General features: G+C 67.3%; 18 protein-coding genes and 1 pseudogene. 7 read left to right on the top strand and 12 right to left on the bottom strand.

Going from position 1 to position 17,781, the window contains the following annotated elements:
• Positions 1 to 7: 7 nt before the first annotated feature.
• Positions 8 to 1,213, bottom strand: coding sequence for a saccharopine dehydrogenase family protein (locus DI624_RS06875; RefSeq protein WP_291536973.1), 1,206 nt, complete (start codon positions 1,211 to 1,213; stop codon positions 8 to 10).
• Between the two features lie 403 nt (positions 1,214 to 1,616).
• On the opposite strand from DI624_RS06875, the gene ffh reads away from it, so the two are divergent.
• The 3 genes and pseudogenes from ffh to rimM all read left to right on the top strand — a co-directional run bounded on the left by ffh (position 1,617) and on the right by rimM (position 4,272).
• Positions 1,617 to 3,158, top strand: coding sequence for a signal recognition particle protein (gene ffh, locus DI624_RS06870; RefSeq protein ID WP_291536972.1), 1,542 nt, complete (start codon positions 1,617 to 1,619; stop codon positions 3,156 to 3,158).
• 18 nt (positions 3,159 to 3,176) lie between these two features.
• Positions 3,177 to 3,672, top strand: a pseudogene (gene rpsP / locus DI624_RS06865) (30S ribosomal protein S16).
• Positions 3,673 to 3,741: 69 nt separating this feature from the next.
• Complete coding sequence (rimM, locus tag DI624_RS06860) at positions 3,742 to 4,272, top strand: ribosome maturation factor RimM (protein ID WP_291536970.1); 531 nt, start codon at positions 3,742 to 3,744, stop codon at positions 4,270 to 4,272.
• A gap of 11 nt (positions 4,273 to 4,283) precedes the next feature.
• Here the strand turns inward: rimM and DI624_RS06855 are convergent, their stop codons facing one another.
• Positions 4,284 to 4,457, bottom strand: coding sequence for a DUF1508 domain-containing protein (locus tag DI624_RS06855; protein ID WP_291536967.1), 174 nt, complete (start codon positions 4,455 to 4,457; stop codon positions 4,284 to 4,286).
• A gap of 160 nt (positions 4,458 to 4,617) precedes the next feature.
• Between DI624_RS06855 and DI624_RS06850 the strand changes: the two genes are divergently transcribed.
• Positions 4,618 to 5,319: a glutathione S-transferase N-terminal domain-containing protein gene (locus DI624_RS06850; protein WP_291536966.1), complete on the top strand. Its 702-nt coding sequence runs from the start codon at positions 4,618 to 4,620 to the stop codon at positions 5,317 to 5,319.
• A gap of 99 nt (positions 5,320 to 5,418) precedes the next feature.
• Positions 5,419 to 5,811, top strand: a complete 393-nt coding sequence (locus DI624_RS06845) for a DUF3597 family protein (RefSeq protein ID WP_291536965.1) — start codon at positions 5,419 to 5,421, stop codon at positions 5,809 to 5,811.
• Here the strand turns inward: DI624_RS06845 and DI624_RS06840 are convergent.
• From DI624_RS06840 to phnC, 7 genes are all read right to left on the bottom strand, one after another.
• Complete coding sequence (locus DI624_RS06840) at positions 5,808 to 7,040, bottom strand: benzoate/H(+) symporter BenE family transporter (protein ID WP_291536964.1); 1,233 nt, start codon at positions 7,038 to 7,040, stop codon at positions 5,808 to 5,810. The two genes, DI624_RS06845 and DI624_RS06840, sit on opposite strands and share 4 nt — an antisense overlap.
• Positions 7,041 to 7,083: 43 nt before the next feature.
• Positions 7,084 to 7,881: an enoyl-ACP reductase gene (locus DI624_RS06835; protein ID WP_291537058.1), complete on the bottom strand. Its 798-nt coding sequence runs from the start codon at positions 7,879 to 7,881 to the stop codon at positions 7,084 to 7,086.
• A 101-nt stretch (positions 7,882 to 7,982) separates the two neighbouring features.
• Complete coding sequence (gene galU / locus DI624_RS06830; protein ID WP_291536963.1) at positions 7,983 to 8,861, bottom strand: UTP--glucose-1-phosphate uridylyltransferase GalU; 879 nt, start codon at positions 8,859 to 8,861, stop codon at positions 7,983 to 7,985.
• An 83-nt stretch (positions 8,862 to 8,944) separates the two neighbouring features.
• Positions 8,945 to 10,012: a substrate-binding domain-containing protein gene (locus DI624_RS06825; RefSeq protein WP_291536962.1), complete on the bottom strand. Its 1,068-nt coding sequence runs from the start codon at positions 10,010 to 10,012 to the stop codon at positions 8,945 to 8,947.
• A gap of 80 nt (positions 10,013 to 10,092) precedes the next feature.
• Entirely contained in the window at positions 10,093 to 10,902 is an 810-nt protein-coding gene (phnE, locus tag DI624_RS06820; RefSeq protein WP_291536960.1) for a phosphonate ABC transporter, permease protein PhnE, read from the bottom strand.
• The gene (phnD, locus tag DI624_RS06815; RefSeq protein ID WP_291536959.1) at positions 10,899 to 11,915 is read right to left on the bottom strand and encodes a phosphate/phosphite/phosphonate ABC transporter substrate-binding protein; all 1,017 of its coding nucleotides are present in this window, start codon (positions 11,913 to 11,915) and stop codon (positions 10,899 to 10,901) included. Before phnD ends, phnE begins: the two co-directional genes overlap by 4 nt.
• Entirely contained in the window at positions 11,912 to 12,721 is an 810-nt protein-coding gene (phnC, locus tag DI624_RS06810; protein ID WP_291536958.1) for a phosphonate ABC transporter ATP-binding protein, read from the bottom strand. The genes phnD and phnC overlap by 4 nt, the downstream gene beginning before the upstream one ends.
• 271 nt (positions 12,722 to 12,992) lie before the next feature.
• Between phnC and DI624_RS06805 the strand changes: the two genes are divergently transcribed.
• Both DI624_RS06805 and DI624_RS06800 read left to right on the top strand, forming a co-directional pair.
• Positions 12,993 to 14,273: a type III PLP-dependent enzyme gene (locus DI624_RS06805; protein ID WP_291536957.1), complete on the top strand. Its 1,281-nt coding sequence runs from the start codon at positions 12,993 to 12,995 to the stop codon at positions 14,271 to 14,273.
• A gap of 173 nt (positions 14,274 to 14,446) precedes the next feature.
• The gene (locus DI624_RS06800; RefSeq protein WP_291536955.1) at positions 14,447 to 15,538 is read left to right on the top strand and encodes a deoxyhypusine synthase; all 1,092 of its coding nucleotides are present in this window, start codon (positions 14,447 to 14,449) and stop codon (positions 15,536 to 15,538) included.
• 8 nt (positions 15,539 to 15,546) lie between these two features.
• On the opposite strand, the gene DI624_RS06795 is transcribed toward DI624_RS06800, so the two are convergent.
• The 3 genes from DI624_RS06795 to DI624_RS06785 form a co-directional block, all read right to left on the bottom strand.
• Entirely contained in the window at positions 15,547 to 16,509 is a 963-nt protein-coding gene (locus DI624_RS06795) for a tyrosine recombinase XerC (protein ID WP_291536952.1), read from the bottom strand.
• Positions 16,491 to 17,204, bottom strand: a complete 714-nt coding sequence (locus DI624_RS06790; protein WP_291537057.1) for a DUF484 family protein — start codon at positions 17,202 to 17,204, stop codon at positions 16,491 to 16,493. Before DI624_RS06790 ends, DI624_RS06795 begins: the two co-directional genes overlap by 19 nt.
• A 36-nt stretch (positions 17,205 to 17,240) precedes the next feature.
• A partial coding sequence (locus DI624_RS06785; protein WP_291536950.1) for a transaldolase family protein occupies positions 17,241 to 17,781 on the bottom strand: 541 nt, incomplete at its 5' end.

Genomic DNA, 17,781 nt, shown 5'->3' with positions numbered 1-17,781 from the left:
GGTCCGATCAGAAGTCCAGAGGGGCGTCCAGGTCCTGAACCTTCCACGGCAGGCCGTGCTGGTTCAGCATCGCCATGAAGGGGTCGGGATCCAGTTGCTCCATGTTGAACACGCCGTCGCCCTTCCACTGGCCGGTCAGCATCAGGGCCGCGCCGATCATGGCGGGCACGCCGGTGGTGTAGCTGACGGCCTGGTTGCCGGTCTCGGCATAGGCCTCTTCGTGGTCGCAGATGTTGTTGACGTAGACCGTCTTCCTGACCCCGTCCTTCAGGCCGGTGGCGATGACGCCGATGTTGGTCTTGCCCTTGGTGATCGGCCCCAGCGAGGCGGGTTCCGGCAGCAGGGCCTTCAGGAACTCGATGGGGACGATCTCGCGACCCTGGAACATCATCGGCTCGATCGAGGTCATGCCGATGTTCTCCAGCACTTCGAGGTGCTTCAAATAGCTGTCGCCGAAGGTCATCCAGAAGCGGATGCGCTTGATCTCGGGATAGAATTTCGCCAGCGATTCCAGTTCCTCATGGTACATGAGGTACATGTTCTTCGGACCGACGCCTTCGAAGTCGAAGGTCTGTTTGCGGCTCAGGGCCGGACCCTCGACCCACTGGCCGTTCTCCCAGTGACGCGACGGGGCGGTCACTTCGCGCAGGTTGATCTCGGGATTGAAGTTGGTGGCGAAGGGCAGACCGGTGTCGCCGCCGTTGCAGTCCAGGATGTCCAGCGTTTCGATGGAATCCAGCAGGTGTTTCTTGACGTAGGTGGTGAAGACCGAGGTCACGCCGGGATCGAAGCCCGAACCCAGCAGCGCCATCAGACCGGCTTTTTCGAAGCGGTCCTGATAGGCCCACTGCCACTTGTATTCGAACTTGGCCTCGTCGCGCGGCTCGTAGTTGGCGGTGTCCAGATAATCGACGCCCGCGGCCAGGCAGGCGTCCATGATCGACAGGTCCTGATAGGGCAGGGCCAGGTTGACCACCAGCTGAGGCTCGACCCGCTCAATCAGGGAGGTGGTCGCCGCCACGTCGTCGGCGTCGATGGCCGCCGTGTCGATGGCCACGCCGAAGCGCGACTTCACGGAGGCGGCGATCGCGTCGCACTTGGACTTGGTGCGGCTGGCCAGGGTGATGTGCGAGAAGATGTCCGTGTTCATCGCCATCTTGTGGACGGCCACCGAACTGACGCCGCCCGCGCCGATAACCAGCACCTTGCTCATTCGTGCTTCTCCCGAAGTCAAAAACCCTGGCGACAGCGCCGCCCCTATAAAGGGCGCGGCTCTTAGCACGATGATGACGATCCGCTAAATGCCTTCGAACGCCAGCCTTATGCCGCGCCTTATATGTCGATTGCTTGCTGCGGTTGCCTTGCCGCCGGTTTTCCTTCATAAGCCGCCGCTTCCGACGCAAGTGAACCTCGCGTCTCCACCCACACGACAGCTCTTTTTGTCGTGCTACCGCGCTCCGCGCTGCTTGAGCACGGCCCGTTCGGGCTCAAGCAGGCCGCAAGGCCGATAGCCCGCTATAAAGAGAACGAGGTGGGCGAGAGCCCCCCGCCGACGTGATCGTCGCCGGGGGCCGTTGTCGTATGGAGCCGTTTCACCCGTCGATATGAGGTAGTGAATGTTCGAGGCTCTGAACGAGCGGCTGACAGGCGTCTTCGACCGGATCACCGGGCGCGGCGCCCTGTCCGAAAAGGATGTGGCCGAGGCGATGCGCGAAGTGCGCGTGGCCTTGCTGGAGGCCGATGTCGCCCTGCCGGTCGTCAAGGACTTCATCGCCTTCGCCACCGAGCGCGCCACCGGCGAAGAGGTCATCCGTTCGGTCAAGCCGGCCGACCAAGTGGTCAAGATCGTCTATGACGGCCTGATCGAGATGCTGGGCGGCGAAGAGCCGGTCCCGCTCAACACCAACGCCAATCCGCCCGCCGTCGTGCTGATGGCCGGCCTGCAGGGCTCGGGCAAGACCACGACCTCGGCCAAGCTGGCGCTGCGCCTGACCAAGTTCGACCGCAAGAAGGTCATGCTTGCATCCCTCGATACGCGCCGGCCGGCCGCGATGGAGCAGCTGGCCACCCTGGGCAAGCAGATCGAGGTCGCGACCCTGCCGATCGTGGCCGGCGAAAGCGCGGTCCAGATCACCCGCCGGGCGCTGCAATCGGCCAAGCTGCAGGGTTTCGACGTCCTGATCCTGGACACCGCCGGCCGCATCACCCTGGACGAGGGGCTGATGAACGAGGTGGCCGAGGTCGCCGAGATTTCCAAGCCGGTCGAGACCCTGCTGGTCGCCGACAGCCTGACCGGCCAGGACGCGGTCCGCACCGCCAAGGCCTTCCATGAGCGCCTGCCCCTGACCGGCCTGGTCCTGACCCGCGCCGACGGCGACGGGCGCGGCGGCGCCATGCTGTCGATGCGGGCCGTCACCGGCCTGCCGATCAAATATCTGGGCGCCGGCGAGAAGGTCGATGCGCTGGACGTGTTCGACGCCCGCCGCGTCGCCGGCCGCATTCTGGGCCAGGGCGACATCGTCGCCCTGGTGGAAAAGGCCAGCCAGGACCTGGACCAGGCCAAGGCCGAGAAGATGGCCCGGAAGCTGGCCAAGGGTCAGTTCGACCTGGACGACCTGGCGGCCCAGCTTCAACAGATGAAGCGGATGGGCGGGCTTCAGGGCATCATGGGCATGCTGCCCGGCGTGGCCAAGATGAAGGGCCAGATGGCCGAAAGCGGCATCGACGACCGCATGATCCTGCGCCAGGAAGCCATCATCTCCTCGATGACCAAGGCCGAGCGCAAGAAGCCGGACCTGCTGAACGCCAGCCGCAAGAAGCGCATCGCCGCCGGCGCCGGCGTCGATGTGCAGGACGTGAACCGGGTTCTGAAACAGCACCGCCAGATGGCCGATGTGGTCAAGTCGATGGCGCGCGGCGGACCCAAGAAGATGCAGCAGATGGCCGCCATGCTCGGCGGTCTCGGCGGCGGCGGAATGCCCGGCATGGGCGGCGCCGACCTGAACCGATTGAAGGCCCTGGGCGGCGGCAAGATGCCCGAACCCAGCGCCGATGAATTGAAGGCCGTGCAGGACCGCTTGGCGGGTCTGGGCGGCGGTCAACTCCCGAACCTGCCGGGCGGCCTTCCGGGGCTGCCGGGTTTCCCCAAGAAAAAATAATCTAGAAAGAGACTGAAAATGCTGAAGATTCGTCTGGCCCGCGGCGGCGCCAAGAAGCGTCCTTACTACCACATCGTCGTCGCCGACTCGCACTCGCAGCTACAACCCGATGCTGCCCAAGGACGGCGCCCAGCCCCGCGTCGCCCTGAAGGTCGAGCGTATCGCCGAATGGCTCGGCAAGGGCGCCCAGCCGACCGACCGCGTCGCCCGCTTCCTGTCGCAGGACGAGACCCTGGGCGCCAAGGTGAAGTGGACGCAAGGCCAGAACCCCAACAAGGCCCAGCCGGGCAAGAAGGCGCAGGAACGCGCCGCCGAGCGCGCCCAGCGCGAAGCCGACCGCCTGGAAGCCGAAGCCGCCGCCAAGGCCGAGGCCGCTGAGGCCGCCGCCGCCGCCAAGGCCGAAGCCGAAGCCGCTGCGGCCGCCCCGGCCGCCGAAGAAACGCCGGCTGCGGAAGCCGCCGCCGAAGACGCCCCGGCCGCCGAGGAAGCGACCGAGGAAAAGGCTGAAGGCTGAGCCTTTCGCCTCGTCGATGATCAGGGCGGCGTCTTTCGGCGCCGCCTTTTTCATGCGCTAAGGATCGACATGACCCAGGACAGCAGCAGACTCATCCTCGTCGGCCAGGTCGGCGGCGGTTTCGGGGTTCGGGGGGAGGTGCGGGTCACGGCCTTCACCGCCGACCCCCTGGCCCTGACCGCCTATGGCCCGCTGCTGCGCGCCGACGGGACCGTGGCCCTGACCCTGACCGCGACCCGGCCCGACAAGAACGGCGTCGTCGGTCGGGCCAAGGAGATCGCCACCAAGGAACAGGCCGACGCCCTGCGCGGCCTGAAGCTTCACGTCCCCCGCGACCGCTTCCCCGAACCGGACGAGGACGAATTCTACCTGGCCGATCTGATCGGCGTGGAGGTCCGCGACGTGGCCGGCGCCGTCCTGGGCGCGGTCAAGTCGGTCCAGAACTTCGGCGCCGACGACATGCTGGAGATCGCCCCGGCGACGGGCGGACCGACCTGGTACCTGCCTTTCACCAAGGCGGCGACGCCCGAACTGCATCTGGCCGACGGCTGGCTGGTCGCCGTGCCGCCGACCCAGGTGGGCGAGCGCGAACCCGACTAGGGGCGTCGCCCCTATGCGTCTTCGACGGGCGCGTCGCCGACGTGTTTCTTGATGGATTCGATCGCCCGCTTGGCGCCCGACTTGTCGGAATACCCTTCGGTCGAGAAGATGACCTCGGCGTTGTATTTGAAGCGGACGCGGTATTCGCCGGCCTTGTCCTGATAGACTTCGAACTTGTGCGCCATCGGGCGTCTCCCTTGATGCGACCGATCAGCGGTCACGGCCAAGCTTGGCGCCTGGACGTGTTCGGTTCCAGACACAAGCTTGCGATCAACCGCGCCTGGGGCGGTTGCCAAATGGCGGCGTCCTCCCGACATGTGGGTCTAACCGCCGGAGGCCCGCCCAATGACCGACCTGTCCGCCTTTCCCATCACCCGCCGCTGGCCGGCGCGGCATCCGGGCCGGATCCAGCTCTATTCCCTGCCGACGCCCAACGGGGTGAAGGTCTCGATCATGCTGGAAGAGATCGGCCTGCCGTACGAGCCGCACCTGGTCGACATCATGGCCAACGAGACTTGGGGGCCGGAGTTCCTGTCGCTGAACCCCAATGGCAAGATTCCCGCCATCATCGATCCGAACGGGCCGGGAGGCAGGCCGCTGGGCCTGTTCGAATCCGGCGCCATCCTGATCTATCTGGCGGAAAAGGCCGGCCAGCTGCTCTCGGCCGATCCGGCGACCCGCTACGAGACGCTCCAGTGGGTCATGTTCCAGATGGGCGCCATAGGCCCGATGTTCGGCCAACTGGGCTTCTTCCACCGCTTCGCCGGCAAGGATTACGAGGACAAGCGTCCGCGGGACCGCTACGTCGCCGAAAGCCGCCGCCTGCTGGGCGTGCTGGAGACGCGGTTGAAGGACCGGGACTGGATAGTGGACGACTACTCCATCGCCGATGTCGCTGCGCTGGGGTGGGTGCGCAATCTGATCGGCTTTTACGAAGCGGGCGAGATCGTGGGCTTTTCCGACTTCCCCCGCGTCGCCGCCTGGCTGGAGCGGGGGCTGGCCCGGCCGGCCGTGCAGCGCGGCCTGGAAATCCCGGCCAGAAGCTGAGGCCGCCGAACCCGGACGCCGGGGCGGAAGCTTTGCGGCGTCACTGAACCGTCGCGGCCTCTGGGCATTATCGAAACGCATCAACAGGAGCGCGAACTCATGGGTATCTTCTCTTCGATCTGGAACAAGATCACGGGCCACAAGCCCAAGCCGGCCCCGCAACAGACGCCCGCCGCCGGCGCCCCGCCCGTCCCCGGCGCCGCGCCCACTGCCGCCCCTGCCCCCACGCTGGCGCCCGTCGATGTCGAAGCGGTGCTCAGCGATCTGGCGGCGTCCAAGGGCGGCGGCGGCAACTGGCGCACCTCAATCGTCGATCTGTTGAAGCTGCTGGATCTGGATTCCAGCCTGTCGGCGCGGAAGGACCTGGCCGAGGAGCTGAACGTCCACGCCGGCGAGCACGGCTCGGCCGAACAGAACATCGCCCTGTCCAAGGCCGTCTGGCGGAAGCTGGCCGAAAACGGCGGCCAGGTGCCGACGTCGCTGCGCGACTAAGATCGCGTCGGGCCTGACGGGTCGGACAGGATGTGAACGCTGGGTCGGGCCGTCGGTCTGATCCAGCGTTTCGCCATCAGGGCCGCAAAGCCCACGATCAGCCCCCAGAAGGCCGATCCTACGCCGAACAGGGCCAGGCCCGATCCCGTGGCGGCGAAGGTCAGCACCGCCGCCTCTCGTTCGCCGCTGTCGCTCAGCATGGTCTCCAGCGCCCCTGACAGAGGCGCGACCAGGGCCAGGCCGGTGATGATGGCCAGGATGGCGGACGGCATGGCGATGAACAGTCCGGCCAGGGGGGCGGCGAACAGGGCGACCGCCAGATAGAAGGCCCCATAGATGACGCCCACGACCCATCGCCGGTCCGCGTCGGGATGGGCGTCCGGCCCGGTGCACAGGGCGGCGGTGATCGCGGCCACATTGACCCCGTGCGCTCCGAACGGCGCCGCCGCCAGACTGGCCAGGCCCGTCGCCAGGATCAGCCGGCCGGCCGGCGGGGCGTAGCCGGCGGCCTTCAGCACCACCAATCCGGGAAGATTCTGGGAGGCCAGCGTGACCAGGAACAGCGGCAGACCCAGGCTGATCGCCGCCTTCCAGTCGAAGGTCGGCGTGACGGGCGCCAGCGTCCCGAACAGGCCCGTGCCTGCGGGCAGTTCCACTCGGCCCGTCAGGGCCAGGATCGTGAAGGCTGCGGCCAGCACCGCCGGCAGGGCCCAGGCCGGCCATAGCCGCCGCATGACGAGAAACACGCCGAGCAGGGCGACAGCCAGGGTCAGCGCCTCGGGCGCCGCCTTGAACAGACGCAGGACGAAGGGCAGCAGAACCCCCGCCAGCATGGCCGAGGCGATGGCGGGCGGTATCCTCTGGGCCAATCGACCCAGGACCGGCAGAAGGCCCGTCAGGATCATCAGCACGGCCGCGACGACGAAGGCGCCGACCGCATTGGCCCAGCCCAGCCCCAGGGCCGATGCGGCCAAAAGCGCCGCGCCCGGCGTGGACCAGGCCAGGACCACAGGCGTTTTCACCGCCCAGCTCAGCCCCATGCCCGTCAGGCCGATGCCCAGGCAGAGCGCCGTCACCATGGAGACGATCTGGACCGGCGCGGCGCCCAGGGCCTGTCCCGCCTGGACCACAAGGGCCACCGTGCCGCCGAACCCGACGACGGTCGCCACGGCGGCGGACGAAAAGACGGACGGGGGCAGGGCGCGTGCGGAAAAGGCCGGAGCAGTCATGCCCCGGCCTTAAACCGTCGTCGTGAAACCCGGAAGAGCCGGATCAGCCCTCGATGTCTTCCGGCAGGCCCACGGCGTGGAAGCCTGCGTCGACGTGAACCACTTCGCCGGTGGTCGAACGCCCCAGGTCGGAACACAGCCACAGGGCCGCCCCGGCGACGCCCTCCATCGAGGTCTCCTCCTTGATGAGGGAGAACTGGGCCGACTTGGAATGCTGGCCCCGCCCGCCCGAGATGCCGGCCAGCGACAGGGTGCGCATGGCTCCGGCCGAGATGGCGTTGACGCGGATGTTCTTCGGCCCCAGGTCGCGCGCGATATAGCGGGTCGCGGCTTCCAGCGCCGCCTTGGCCACGCCCATGGTGTTGTAGTTCGGAATGACCCGCTCGGACCCCAGATAGGTCAGGGTGATCATCGAACCCCCATTCGGCATCAGCTTGGCCGAGCGGCGCGCCACGTCCACGAAGCTGAAGGCCGAGATGTTCATGGCCAGCAGGAAGCCGTCGCGCGTGGTGTTGTCGACGAAGCTGCCTTTCAATTCGTCCTTGTTGGCGAAGGCGACCGAGTGGACCACGAAGTCGATGGTTCCGAATTCCTTCTCCAACTCGGCGAAAGCCTTGTCCATGGAGACGTCGTCGGCGACGTCGGCCTGGATCAGCAGTCTGGCGCCCACGCTTTCGGCCAGCGGGCGCACACGGCGCTCCAGCCCCTCGCCCAGATAGGTGAAGGCCAGTTCGGCGCCCTGGGCTGCCAATTGCGAGGCGATGCCCCAGGCGATGGAGGAAGCGTTGGCCACCCCCATGATCAGGCCCTTCTTGCCCTTCATGAGTTCGCCGGTCGGCATGTCCCAGCCCTCGGAAGCGGCCATGGTTCGTCTCCTGATGATGTGCGCGGAGGGTTAGCAGGGGGCGCGGCGAACCGGAACCCCCGCCGCATTGCCCAAGGTCAAAGCAGCGCCGAAACCGCCGTGCGCGCCGCCTCGCCCAGGTCGGGGCGTTTCAGGGCCAGGGCGACGTTGGCGCGCAGCAGCCCGATCTTGTCGCCGCAGTCGTGGGTCACGCCGGCGTATTCGACGGCGGTGAAGGCCTGATGCGCCATCAGCCGGGCCATGGCGTCGGTCAGCTGGATTTCGTTGCCGGCCCCCCGCTCCTGGGTCGCCAGGAGGTCGAAGATTTCCGGCTGAAGGATGTAGCGGCCCGCGATCGACAGGTTGGACGGGGCGGTGCCGGGGGCGGGTTTTTCGACCATCCCCTTCATGGTGATGCGGTTTCCGTCGCGGGCGGCCGGATCGACGATGCCGTATTTGTGGGCCTGTTCGATATCGACCGATTCCACCCCGATCAGATTTCCGCCGGTCTCCGCGTAGACCTCGACCAGTTGTTTCAGGGCGCCGGGCTGACCGTCCACGATGACGTCCGGCAGGATGACGGCGAAGGGCTCGTGGCCGACGATGTCGCGCGCGCACCAGACGGCGTGGCCCAGGCCCTTGGGCTGCATCTGACGGGTGAAGCTCATCTCCCCGGCCGAGGCCAGTTCGGCGTTCATCATCTCCAGGATTTCGGTCTTGCCCTTGGCCTGGAGCTGGGCCTCCAGCTCGATCTGGTGATCGAAATAGTCCTCGATGGCGCCCTTGGAGCGGCCGGTGACGAAGACGATGTGCTCGATCCCCGCCTCGCGCGCCTCTTCGACGATATAGGACAGGATCGGCCGGTCGACGACGTTCAGCAGCTCCTTGGGCGTCGTCTTGGTGCCGGGAAGAACGCGGGTGCCGAGGCCCGCGACGGGCAGTACGGCCTTGCGCAGGCGCGCGGGCGTGGAGGTCATCGATGTTTCCTGACAGCTATGCCGCCCCTTCTAGCCGGTGCGGTCCGGCGAAAGAAAGGGGCGGGAGAACTGTCGGTTCCGTCCTAATGGGCCGGGCGCGACATCGGGGTCATGGCGGCGATGACGGCGCGCTGGGCCTGAAGCTGATCCTCCGGCAGCGGGATCAGGCCGCGGTCGGCCAGATAGCCGCCCTTGCCGGCCGAACCTTCCGACAGGAACTCCTGCACGAACTGCTGCAGGCCCGGAATGACGCCGATGTGGGCCTTCTTCACATAGATGTAGAGGCTGCGCGACAGCGGATAGGCGCCGCTGGCGATGGTGTCGGCGGTTGGGGCGACGCCGTCGATGGTTTCGGCCTTCACCGTATCGAGGTTCTGCTCCAGGAAGGAATAACCGAACACGCCCAGCGAGCCCGGTGTGCGGGTCAGGGTCTGGACGATGGCGTTGTCGTTCTCGCCCGAGTCGATCCAGGCGCCGTCCTCGCGCAGGGTGTGGGCGATGGCCTCGAAACGGTCCTCGTCGCCCTCGATGGCCTTGACCGCGGGCACCAGTTTGGCGCCCGGCGTCATGCCCAGTTCCAGGAAGGCGTCGCGCGTGCCCGAGGTGGGCGGCGGGCCATAGACCTGGATGCGCTGGTTCGGCAGGCCGGGGTTGACCTGGTTCCAGGTCTTGGCGGGGTTGGCGACGAAGGTCCCGTCGGGACCCGGCACTTCCTTGGCCAGGCCTTCGTAGAGGTCGTTCAGTTCGAAGTTGAAGCCATTGCCGTTGCGGGCGGTGGCGATGACGATGCCGTCGAAGCCGATCTTGATCTCGACGATCTCGGTGACGCCGTTCTTGGCGCACAGGTCGAATTCGGACGCCTTCATCTGGCGCGAAGCGTTGGCGATGTCCGGGGTGTTGGGGCCGACGCCCTGGCAGAAGGCCTGGATGCCGCCGCCGGTGCCCAGCGATTCGACGCGCGGGGCGCCGCCGCCCGACGTGCGGGCGAAGGTTTCGGCGACGCGCGTGGCGAACGGGAAGACGGTGGACGATCCCGCCGCCCAGATGCCGGAACGGGCGCCCGAGGGCGAACCGCCCGCCCCGCCGTCTCCGCAGGCCGCCAGGACCATGAGGGCGGCGGTCGCCACGGCGCATTTCAGTGAACGGATCATCAGTCGCTCTCCCTGAGCCTCGATTTCGCGACGCTTAGACCAGAGGTTTGTGACGGTTTTTGTCGCCGTTCGGCGGTCCGTCACAGCAGGCGGCGGCGCATGACCTGCGACAGGGTGTCGATCAGGGTCACGGCGACCACGACGACGATGACGATGGCCGAGACGGCGCGGAAGTCGAAGGCGTTCATGCTGTCGAACAGCACCTGGCCGATGCCGCCGGCGCCGATCAGACCCAGCACCGTCGCCGAACGACTGTTGGATTCGAAGCGATAGAGGGCGAACGAGGTCCACAGCGGCGCCACCTGCGGCAGGACGCCCCAGACGATCTCGTGCAGCTTGCCGGCGCCTGTGGCGCGCACGCCTTCGACCGGCCCCTTGTCGATGGATTCCACGGCTTCCGAGAACAGTTTGGCCAGCACGCCGGCGGTGTTCAGGGTGATGGCCAGGACGCCGGCCAGCGGCCCCAGGCCCACGGCGGTCACGAACAGCAGGCCGATCACCAGGTCCGGCACCGAACGCAGCAGGTTCATGATCCAGCGCACCGGCGTCACGATCCAGACGGGGGCGATGTTGCGCGCCGCCGCCAGACCCAGCGGAATGCCCAGGATCACGGCCAGGAAGGTGCCCCACAGGGCGATCTGGATCGTCTCCCACATCTTGGCGACGAACATCCTCCAGTCGGAGAAGTCGGGCCGCATCAGGTCGTGGACGAACAGTTGGGTGCTGTCGTTGCCGGCGAACAGGCGCGAGATGTTGCCCAGGTCCACCGCGTCGATGCTGTAGAGCAGGACGGCCGCGACGCCGCCCCACACCAGGATGTCGGCGACCCAGGCCAGGGTCGATTTCTTCGGCGCCGCCGGAATGGCGACGGGCGTCACGGCTGCGGTCAAGGCCGAACCTCGCGCAGGCTGCGCAGGCGTTGAAGCTCGCGCTCGGCGGCGGCGGCCCCGGCTGTGTCGCCCTTGGCGCGGGCCTCGCCCAGCTTCTGATCGGCGATCATCTCGCGCACCGGGTCCAGATAGCTGTCGTCGGCGGCGGCGAAGCGCGAATACTCCAGGTCCGCCAGAATCTTGCGCTGGCGCTCGGCCTCGGCGCCCTCTCCCTGGCCGTAGGTCAGGAAGAAGCTGCGGATCTTTTCCTTCAGCGCCGGATCCAGGTCCTCACGCACGACGATGCCGCTTTCGGGAATGGGGGGCGAGGTCCAAATCTCCTCGATCTGCCCGGCCAACTGCGGGTTCTCCTTGCGCATGAACAGGGTGTTGACGCTGTTGGAGGTCGCCACGTCGATCACGCCCGTCGCCACGCCAAAGGCGTTGGCCTGGTGATTGGCCGAGCGCACGGTCTTGAAGCACTGGGCCGGCACGACGCCGCGCGGATTGAACAGGAAGGTCAGCGGCGCCAGGGTGCCCGAGGTCGACTGTGCGTCGCCGATGCCGAAATTGTACTGCTTGCCGCAGGCCAGGACCTTGTCCAGGGTGATGCCCGAACCCTTCTTGACGATCAGGGTCGACTGATAGCTGTCCAGCCCTTCGCGGTTGACGGTGCGGGCGATGACCTCGGCCTTGGCGCGGTCGATGGCCTCGACCTCGGGCTTGGCTGAGAACCAGCCGACCTGGGTGTGGTTGCCGCGCATGGCCTCGACCAGAACCGTGTAGTTCGAGCCGAAATAGGGTTTCACCGGCACGCCGATGGCCTTGGACATGTCGTCCAGCAGCGGCTGCCACAGCGGGCCGGCCGAGGCCTGGCCTTCCGCCGACAGGATGGAGAAGGTGATCTCGCTGGGCGCGCCGTCAGCGGCCTGCTTGTCCTCGCCGCCGCCGCAGGCGGCCAGGCCCAGGATAATCGCGGCCGCGCCAGCCGCCGCGAACAGGCGGCGAGCGGCGGCATTACGGAACAGGCTCATGCCTTGGTCTCCCAGAACGCATCCTCGAATTCGGGACCGTAGATTTCGATCAGGCGCTTTTGGTCCAGCGCCGTGGAGGGGCCGTCGTAGACGATCTTGCCGCCCTGGAGCGCGATGACCCGGTCGCAATAGCGGATGGCGTAATCGACCTGGTGCAGGGTGACGATCACCCCCATGCCGTCGCGCTTGTTCAACTCGACCAGCAGCTCCATCACCTTGCGGGCGGACACCGGGTCCAGCGAGGCCACGGGTTCGTCGGCCAGGATGGCCTTGGCGCCCTGGACGATGGCGCGGGCGATGGCGCCGCGTTGCTGCTGGCCGCCCGATAGGGTGTTGGCGCGCTGGGCGGCGTAGTCCGAGACGCCGACGCGGTGCAGGGCCGCCATCGCCTTGTCCTTGTCGGCCTGGGGCCACAGGCCCAGCAGCCCCTGCCACGACGGCAGGCGGCCCAGCGCCCCCAGCATGACGTTGGAGAACAGGCTAAGGCGGCCGACCAGGTTGAACTGCTGGAAGATCATGCCCAGCTTGCCGCGCGCCCTGCGCACCGCGCCGGTCATGCGGCCGTCCTTCTGCACGGTCTCGCCGAAGACCTCGATGGTCCCCTTGCCGGGGTCGATGGACTGAAGCCCGGTGATGGAGCGCAGCAGTGTGGACTTGCCGGACCCGGAGGGACCGATCAGGGCGACCATCTCGCCCGAGGCGACCGAAATCGAGACGCCGTCCAGCGCCTTTCGCGATCCGAAGGTCTTCGACACGTCACGCGCCAGGACTAGCCCGGGGGCGACGGCGGCTGCGGAGGAACTCATGAACTCGCTAGGAGGCTGTGGCGAAGGGGCGCCGCATGACGCGACGAAGGCGTTTGGGCAAGTCCTAATCGCACGGCGGGCGCGATCTCGTCCAGTGCGTCGCTTCGTGCACGGGGCGACACGCAGGCCGGATGCGTGCCCCGCCACGAAATTACCACTTTACATGACGGTGCGAAGTCCCCATATCGCGCCTTCCGGCGGACCCCGTGGTCTAACCGTTAAGCGCTGCTAACGCCGGTCTGGGTTAACAATTGGCAGGGGGTTACGTGAATTGCGCACGTACCAGTTTCCCCTGGACCTGGTCCGTGAGCGGTCCCCTGAACGTCCCGTCGCCCTCGTGCGGCCGCGTTCGGTTTCCGTAGCGGCGCGCTGGTTCCAGGATAATCTAAAGGCCGACGTCTTCTATGCTGTGAAGGCCAACCCTTCGCGCTGGGTCATCGAGACCCTGGTCGAGGCGGGCGTTCGCGCCTTCGACGTGGCGTCCATCGCCGAGATCGAACTGGTCCGTTCGGTCAGCCATGACGTGCGCCTGGCCTTCATGCATCCGGTCAAGAGCCGCTCTGCGATCGCCAAGGCCTATTTCGATCACGGCGTCCGCACCTTCTCACTGGATTGCGTGGAAGAGCTGAACAAGATTCTCGACGCCACCGGCGGCGCCGACGACCTGAACCTGATCGTGCGCATGGCCGTTTCGGCCGATGGCGCGGCCTATACGCTTTCGGGCAAGTTCGGCGTGTCGTCGGACCAGGCCCCGGCCCTGCTGCTGGCCACGCGCCAGGCCGTCAAGGACGGGCTGATGGGCGTCAGCTTCCATGTCGGTTCGCAATGCATGCGCCCTACCGCCTATCAGGCGGCGATGGCCCAGGTCGGCCGTTCGATCAGCCGTGCGGGCGTGATCGTCGATATCGTCGATGTCGGCGGCGGCTTCCCCTCGGTCTATCCGGGCATGGTCCCGCCGGACATGAGCGAATACGCCGACGCCATCCATCGCGGCTTCAACGAGATGCCGGTGTCGGAGACGACCGAGCTGTGGTGTGAGCCCGGCCGGGCGCTGGTCGCCGAATCCTCGTCGATCCTGGCTCGCGTCGATCTGCGCAAGGGCGACGCCCTGTACCTGAACGACGGGTCTTACGGCTCGCTGTTCGACGCGACCCATTCGCGCTGGCCCTTCCCGACCAAGCTGGTGCGGCCAGAAAGCGTAAATGGGGGCGAAAGCGCAGGCGAGTTGAAGGCCTTCCAGTTCTACGGTCCGACCTGCGATTCCATCGACCACATGCCGGGCCCGTTCTGGCTGCCGGCCGATGTGCGCGAAGGCGATTTCATCGAGATCGGGATGCTGGGGGCTTACGGCGTGGCTATGTCGACAGGCTTCAACGGCTATGGCGAACACGACATCGCCGCGGTCGAGGACGCCCCGATGGCTTCGCTGTACGGCCTGGCCCCGCGCTCCATCCCCACGGTCCGCACCACGGCGGAAGAGAACGCCCGAAAGGTCGTCCGCCTGTCGCGCCCCAAGGGCAAGGCCGGCCAGCGCAAGTCGCGCCGGAAGTAGGTCGCTCCAACTCTAGCCGTCATCCTCAGGCATGACCCGAGGATCGGGTCGTGCGCGACTCCCTTGCGGGATGGTCGTGGCGGCGCGTCCGGCCCTCGGATCAAGTCCGAGGGTGACGGCTGGGTGTTGGAAGTCTATCGGTCCTGTCGGTCGCTCCGTCCCGGCAGGTCTGCTTGTTCGAGCGCTCAAATCACAGGGAAACCGCCGAAATGAACGCACCCGTCTCGTCCAACCAGAAGGCCCAGCTGCTGCAAAATGTCGTCGAGCACGTCGACATCACCAGCTTCGACGCGCGCCCGATCATCGACTCGATGCGCAAGATGAGCTTCTCGTCGCGCGACACCGCCCGCGCCGCCGACATCTTCTCCATGGCCATCGAGGACAAGGACTGTTCGCCCTGGCTGATCCTGGCCGGCTCGACCTCGGCGGGCGGCTGCATGGACGTCTATCGCGACATGGTGAAGTTCGGCATGGTCGACGCCGTGGTCGCCACCGGCGCCTCCATCGTCGACATGGATTTCTTCGAGGCCCTGGGCTTCAGACACTATCAGGCCGCCGGCCAGGTGGACGACAACGTCCTGCGCGACAACTACATCGACCGAATCTACGACACCTATATCGACGAGGAAGAGCTTCAGGCCTGCGATCACACCATTCTGGAGATCGCCAACCGGCTGGAGCCGCGCGGCTATTCCAGCCGCGAGTTCATCTGGGAAATGGGCAAATGGCTGTCCGAGGGCAACGCCAAGAAGCCCGGCTCTCTGATCCAGACGGCGTATGAAGAGGGCGTGCCCATCTTCTGCCCGGCCTTCGTCGATTCCTCGGCCGGCTTCGGTCTGGTCAAGCACCAGAAGGAACGGGCGGCGGCGGGCCAGCCCTATCTGATGCTGGACGCCATCGCCGACTTCCGCGAACTGACCGACATCAAGATCGCGGCAGGCGTGACGGGCCTGTTCATGGTCGGCGGCGGCGTGCCCAAGAACTTCGCCCAGGACACCGTCGTCTGCGCCGAAATCCTGGGCGTGGAGGCCGAAATGCACCGCTATGCGGTCCAGATCACCGTCGCCGACGTGCGCGACGGCGCCTGTTCGTCGTCCACGCTCAAGGAAGCCGCCTCCTGGGGCAAGGTCCAGACCACCCACGAACAGATGGTCTTCGCCGAGGCCACCACCGTCGTTCCCCTGATCGGCTCCGACGCCTATCACCGCGGCGCCTGGAAGGCCCGCGACAAGCGCCGCTGGAACAAGCTGTTCGGCAAGGGCTGAGGCGCGCTTCAGGCCCGAGGATGGGCCGCCGCATAGGCGTTCAGCAGCCTGTCCGCATCGACGCCGGTGTATTTCTGGGTCGTGGACAGGCTGGCGTGGCCCAGCAGTTCCTGGATCGACCGCAGGTCGGCCCCGGCGCCCAGCAGATGGGTCGCGAAACTGTGGCGCAGGGCGTGGGGCGTGGTGCGTTCGGGCAGGCCCAGCCGTCCGCGTAGCCGCTGGACCGAAGCCTGGACGTGGCGGGGGCTCAGAGGGCCGCCGCGCCGCGCGCGGAACAGGGCGTCGGCGGGCTGGAGCGGGAAGGGCTGGAGCGCCAGATAGGCATCCACCGCCTGTCGCACGGCGGGCAGGACCGGCACGATGCGGGTTTTTGATCCCTTGCCGACGATGCGCAGCGTCTCGCCGAACGGAGCCTCAGCGCGCGTCAGGGACAAACCTTCGGAAATCCGCAGGCCGCAGCCGTAGAGCAGGGTCAGGACGGCGCGGTCGCGCGCCGCCTCCCACGGTGCGGCGTCGGGATCGGCGTCGGGATCGGCCAGCAGGCCGCGCGCCTGATCCTCGGTCACGGGGCGGGGCAGGGACGGCTTGGCCTTGGGACCGCGCACCAGGGCCAGCTGGGGCGCCGGCGTGTCCAGTCGCCGGTCCAGAAAGGCGTGAAAGCCGCGAATGGCCGACAGGGTCTGGCTGAGCGAACGGGCCGCCAGCGGATGATCGCCCGCCTCCTTTGAGCCTTGGCGCCGCTCGGCCATATGGGCGCGGACCTCGGCGGCGGCGACGGTTCCCAGGTCGGCCAGCGACAGGGCCTCGCCGCGATGCCGCTCCAGGAAGGCGACATAGAGCCGGCCGATATGGCCGTAGGCCTCCAGGGTGCGCGGCGACAGCCGACGCTCATGCGCCAGATGATCCAGCCAGGCGCGCAGGGCGTCTGACGCGTTGTTCAGTTCAGGACTTTTCAGTTCAGAACGGGCCATCGCTCGGCCATCCGTTCGACCACCCGCGCCAGGAAGGCGGCCAGTTCGCAGCCCATCGTGGGGGTGAATCCTTCGGGTTCGGGCGAGCCGAAGGCGCAGATGCAGGGGCGCGGCGGGCCGCCCGGCGTAAGGTGCGGGGCCATGCGGACCAGGGCGATGGACTTCACCCGATCCTCGGCCGCGCCGAAGAAATTCAATCCCGAGATCATCGGCCCCAGCCAGGTCAGGCCGTGCTCGCCCAGCAAATTATCGACATCGCCTTCCTCCAGCGCGCGCCAGCCGAAGGGCACGCCGCCAGGCTTTTCCAGGGCGATAGCGGCGCCGGCCAGGCCGAAGCGGCCTTGCGCCGCGACGTCCAGGCGCCGCGCAAGATCTGAGTGGTTGCGCGCCTCCATCAGGTCCAGGGTCGCGACATGGGTCTGGGTCTGGGCGGCGAAGTTGGCGCGGGCGATCATCTCGATCTCGCGCCGGGCGCCGGCCTCGCGCTCGGCGACGGCTTCCAGCCGCGTCAGGGCGGCGGCGCCGAAGTCGACCACATTGCGCCCGTGCGGCCGCAGCCCGATTTCTTCCAGCAGGGATCGGTCGTCCAGCAGGGTCTGGGCATGGGTCTGAAGCCAGCCGCGCACCTCGGGCCAATGCAGCCCGTCGCCGATATGCGGGGTTGCGTCCGTTTCCGACGTTTCGAAAAGGTCCAATGAGCCGCTCAACAGACCTCTCCGGAACGTGCGATGCTACAGAATAGACTGGCCGGTCTTGGCCCAGTCCGCCACGAAGGCATCAAGCCCCTTGTCGGTTAACGGGTGGTTCACCAGGGCCTTGAAGGTGTCCGCGCCGAAGGTGGCGGCGTCCGATCCGGCGACGGCGGCGGCGGCGACGTGGGCCACGTTGCGCAGGGACGCAGCCAGAATCTGGGTCTCGAAGCCGTGGACGTCGTACAGGACGCGGATTTCCTCCAGCAGACCCACGCCGTCGGCGCCATTGTCCTCCAGCCGGCCGACGAAGGGCGAGACGAAGGTTGCGCCGGCCTTGGCGGCCAGCAGCGCCTGGGCGGCCGAGAAGCACAGGGTGACGTTGGTCTTGACGCCCTTGTCGGAGAAGACCCGGCAGGCGCGCAGCCCGTCCCAGGTCAGGGGCAGCTTCACCACCACGTTCGGGGCGATGGCGGCCAGCTTGTCGCCCTCCTTGACCATGGTCTCGAAATCGAGCGAGACGGCCTCGGCCGAGATCGGCCCCTCGACCAGGGCGCAGATTTCGGCGATGACCTCGGCGATG

It is taken from the genome of Brevundimonas sp., assembly GCF_003248455.1.
Classification (GTDB): Bacteria; Pseudomonadota; Alphaproteobacteria; order Caulobacterales; family Caulobacteraceae; genus Brevundimonas.
Note: the sequence above shows the minus strand (reverse complement) of the source record. Positions and strands in the feature narration are given on the sequence as shown.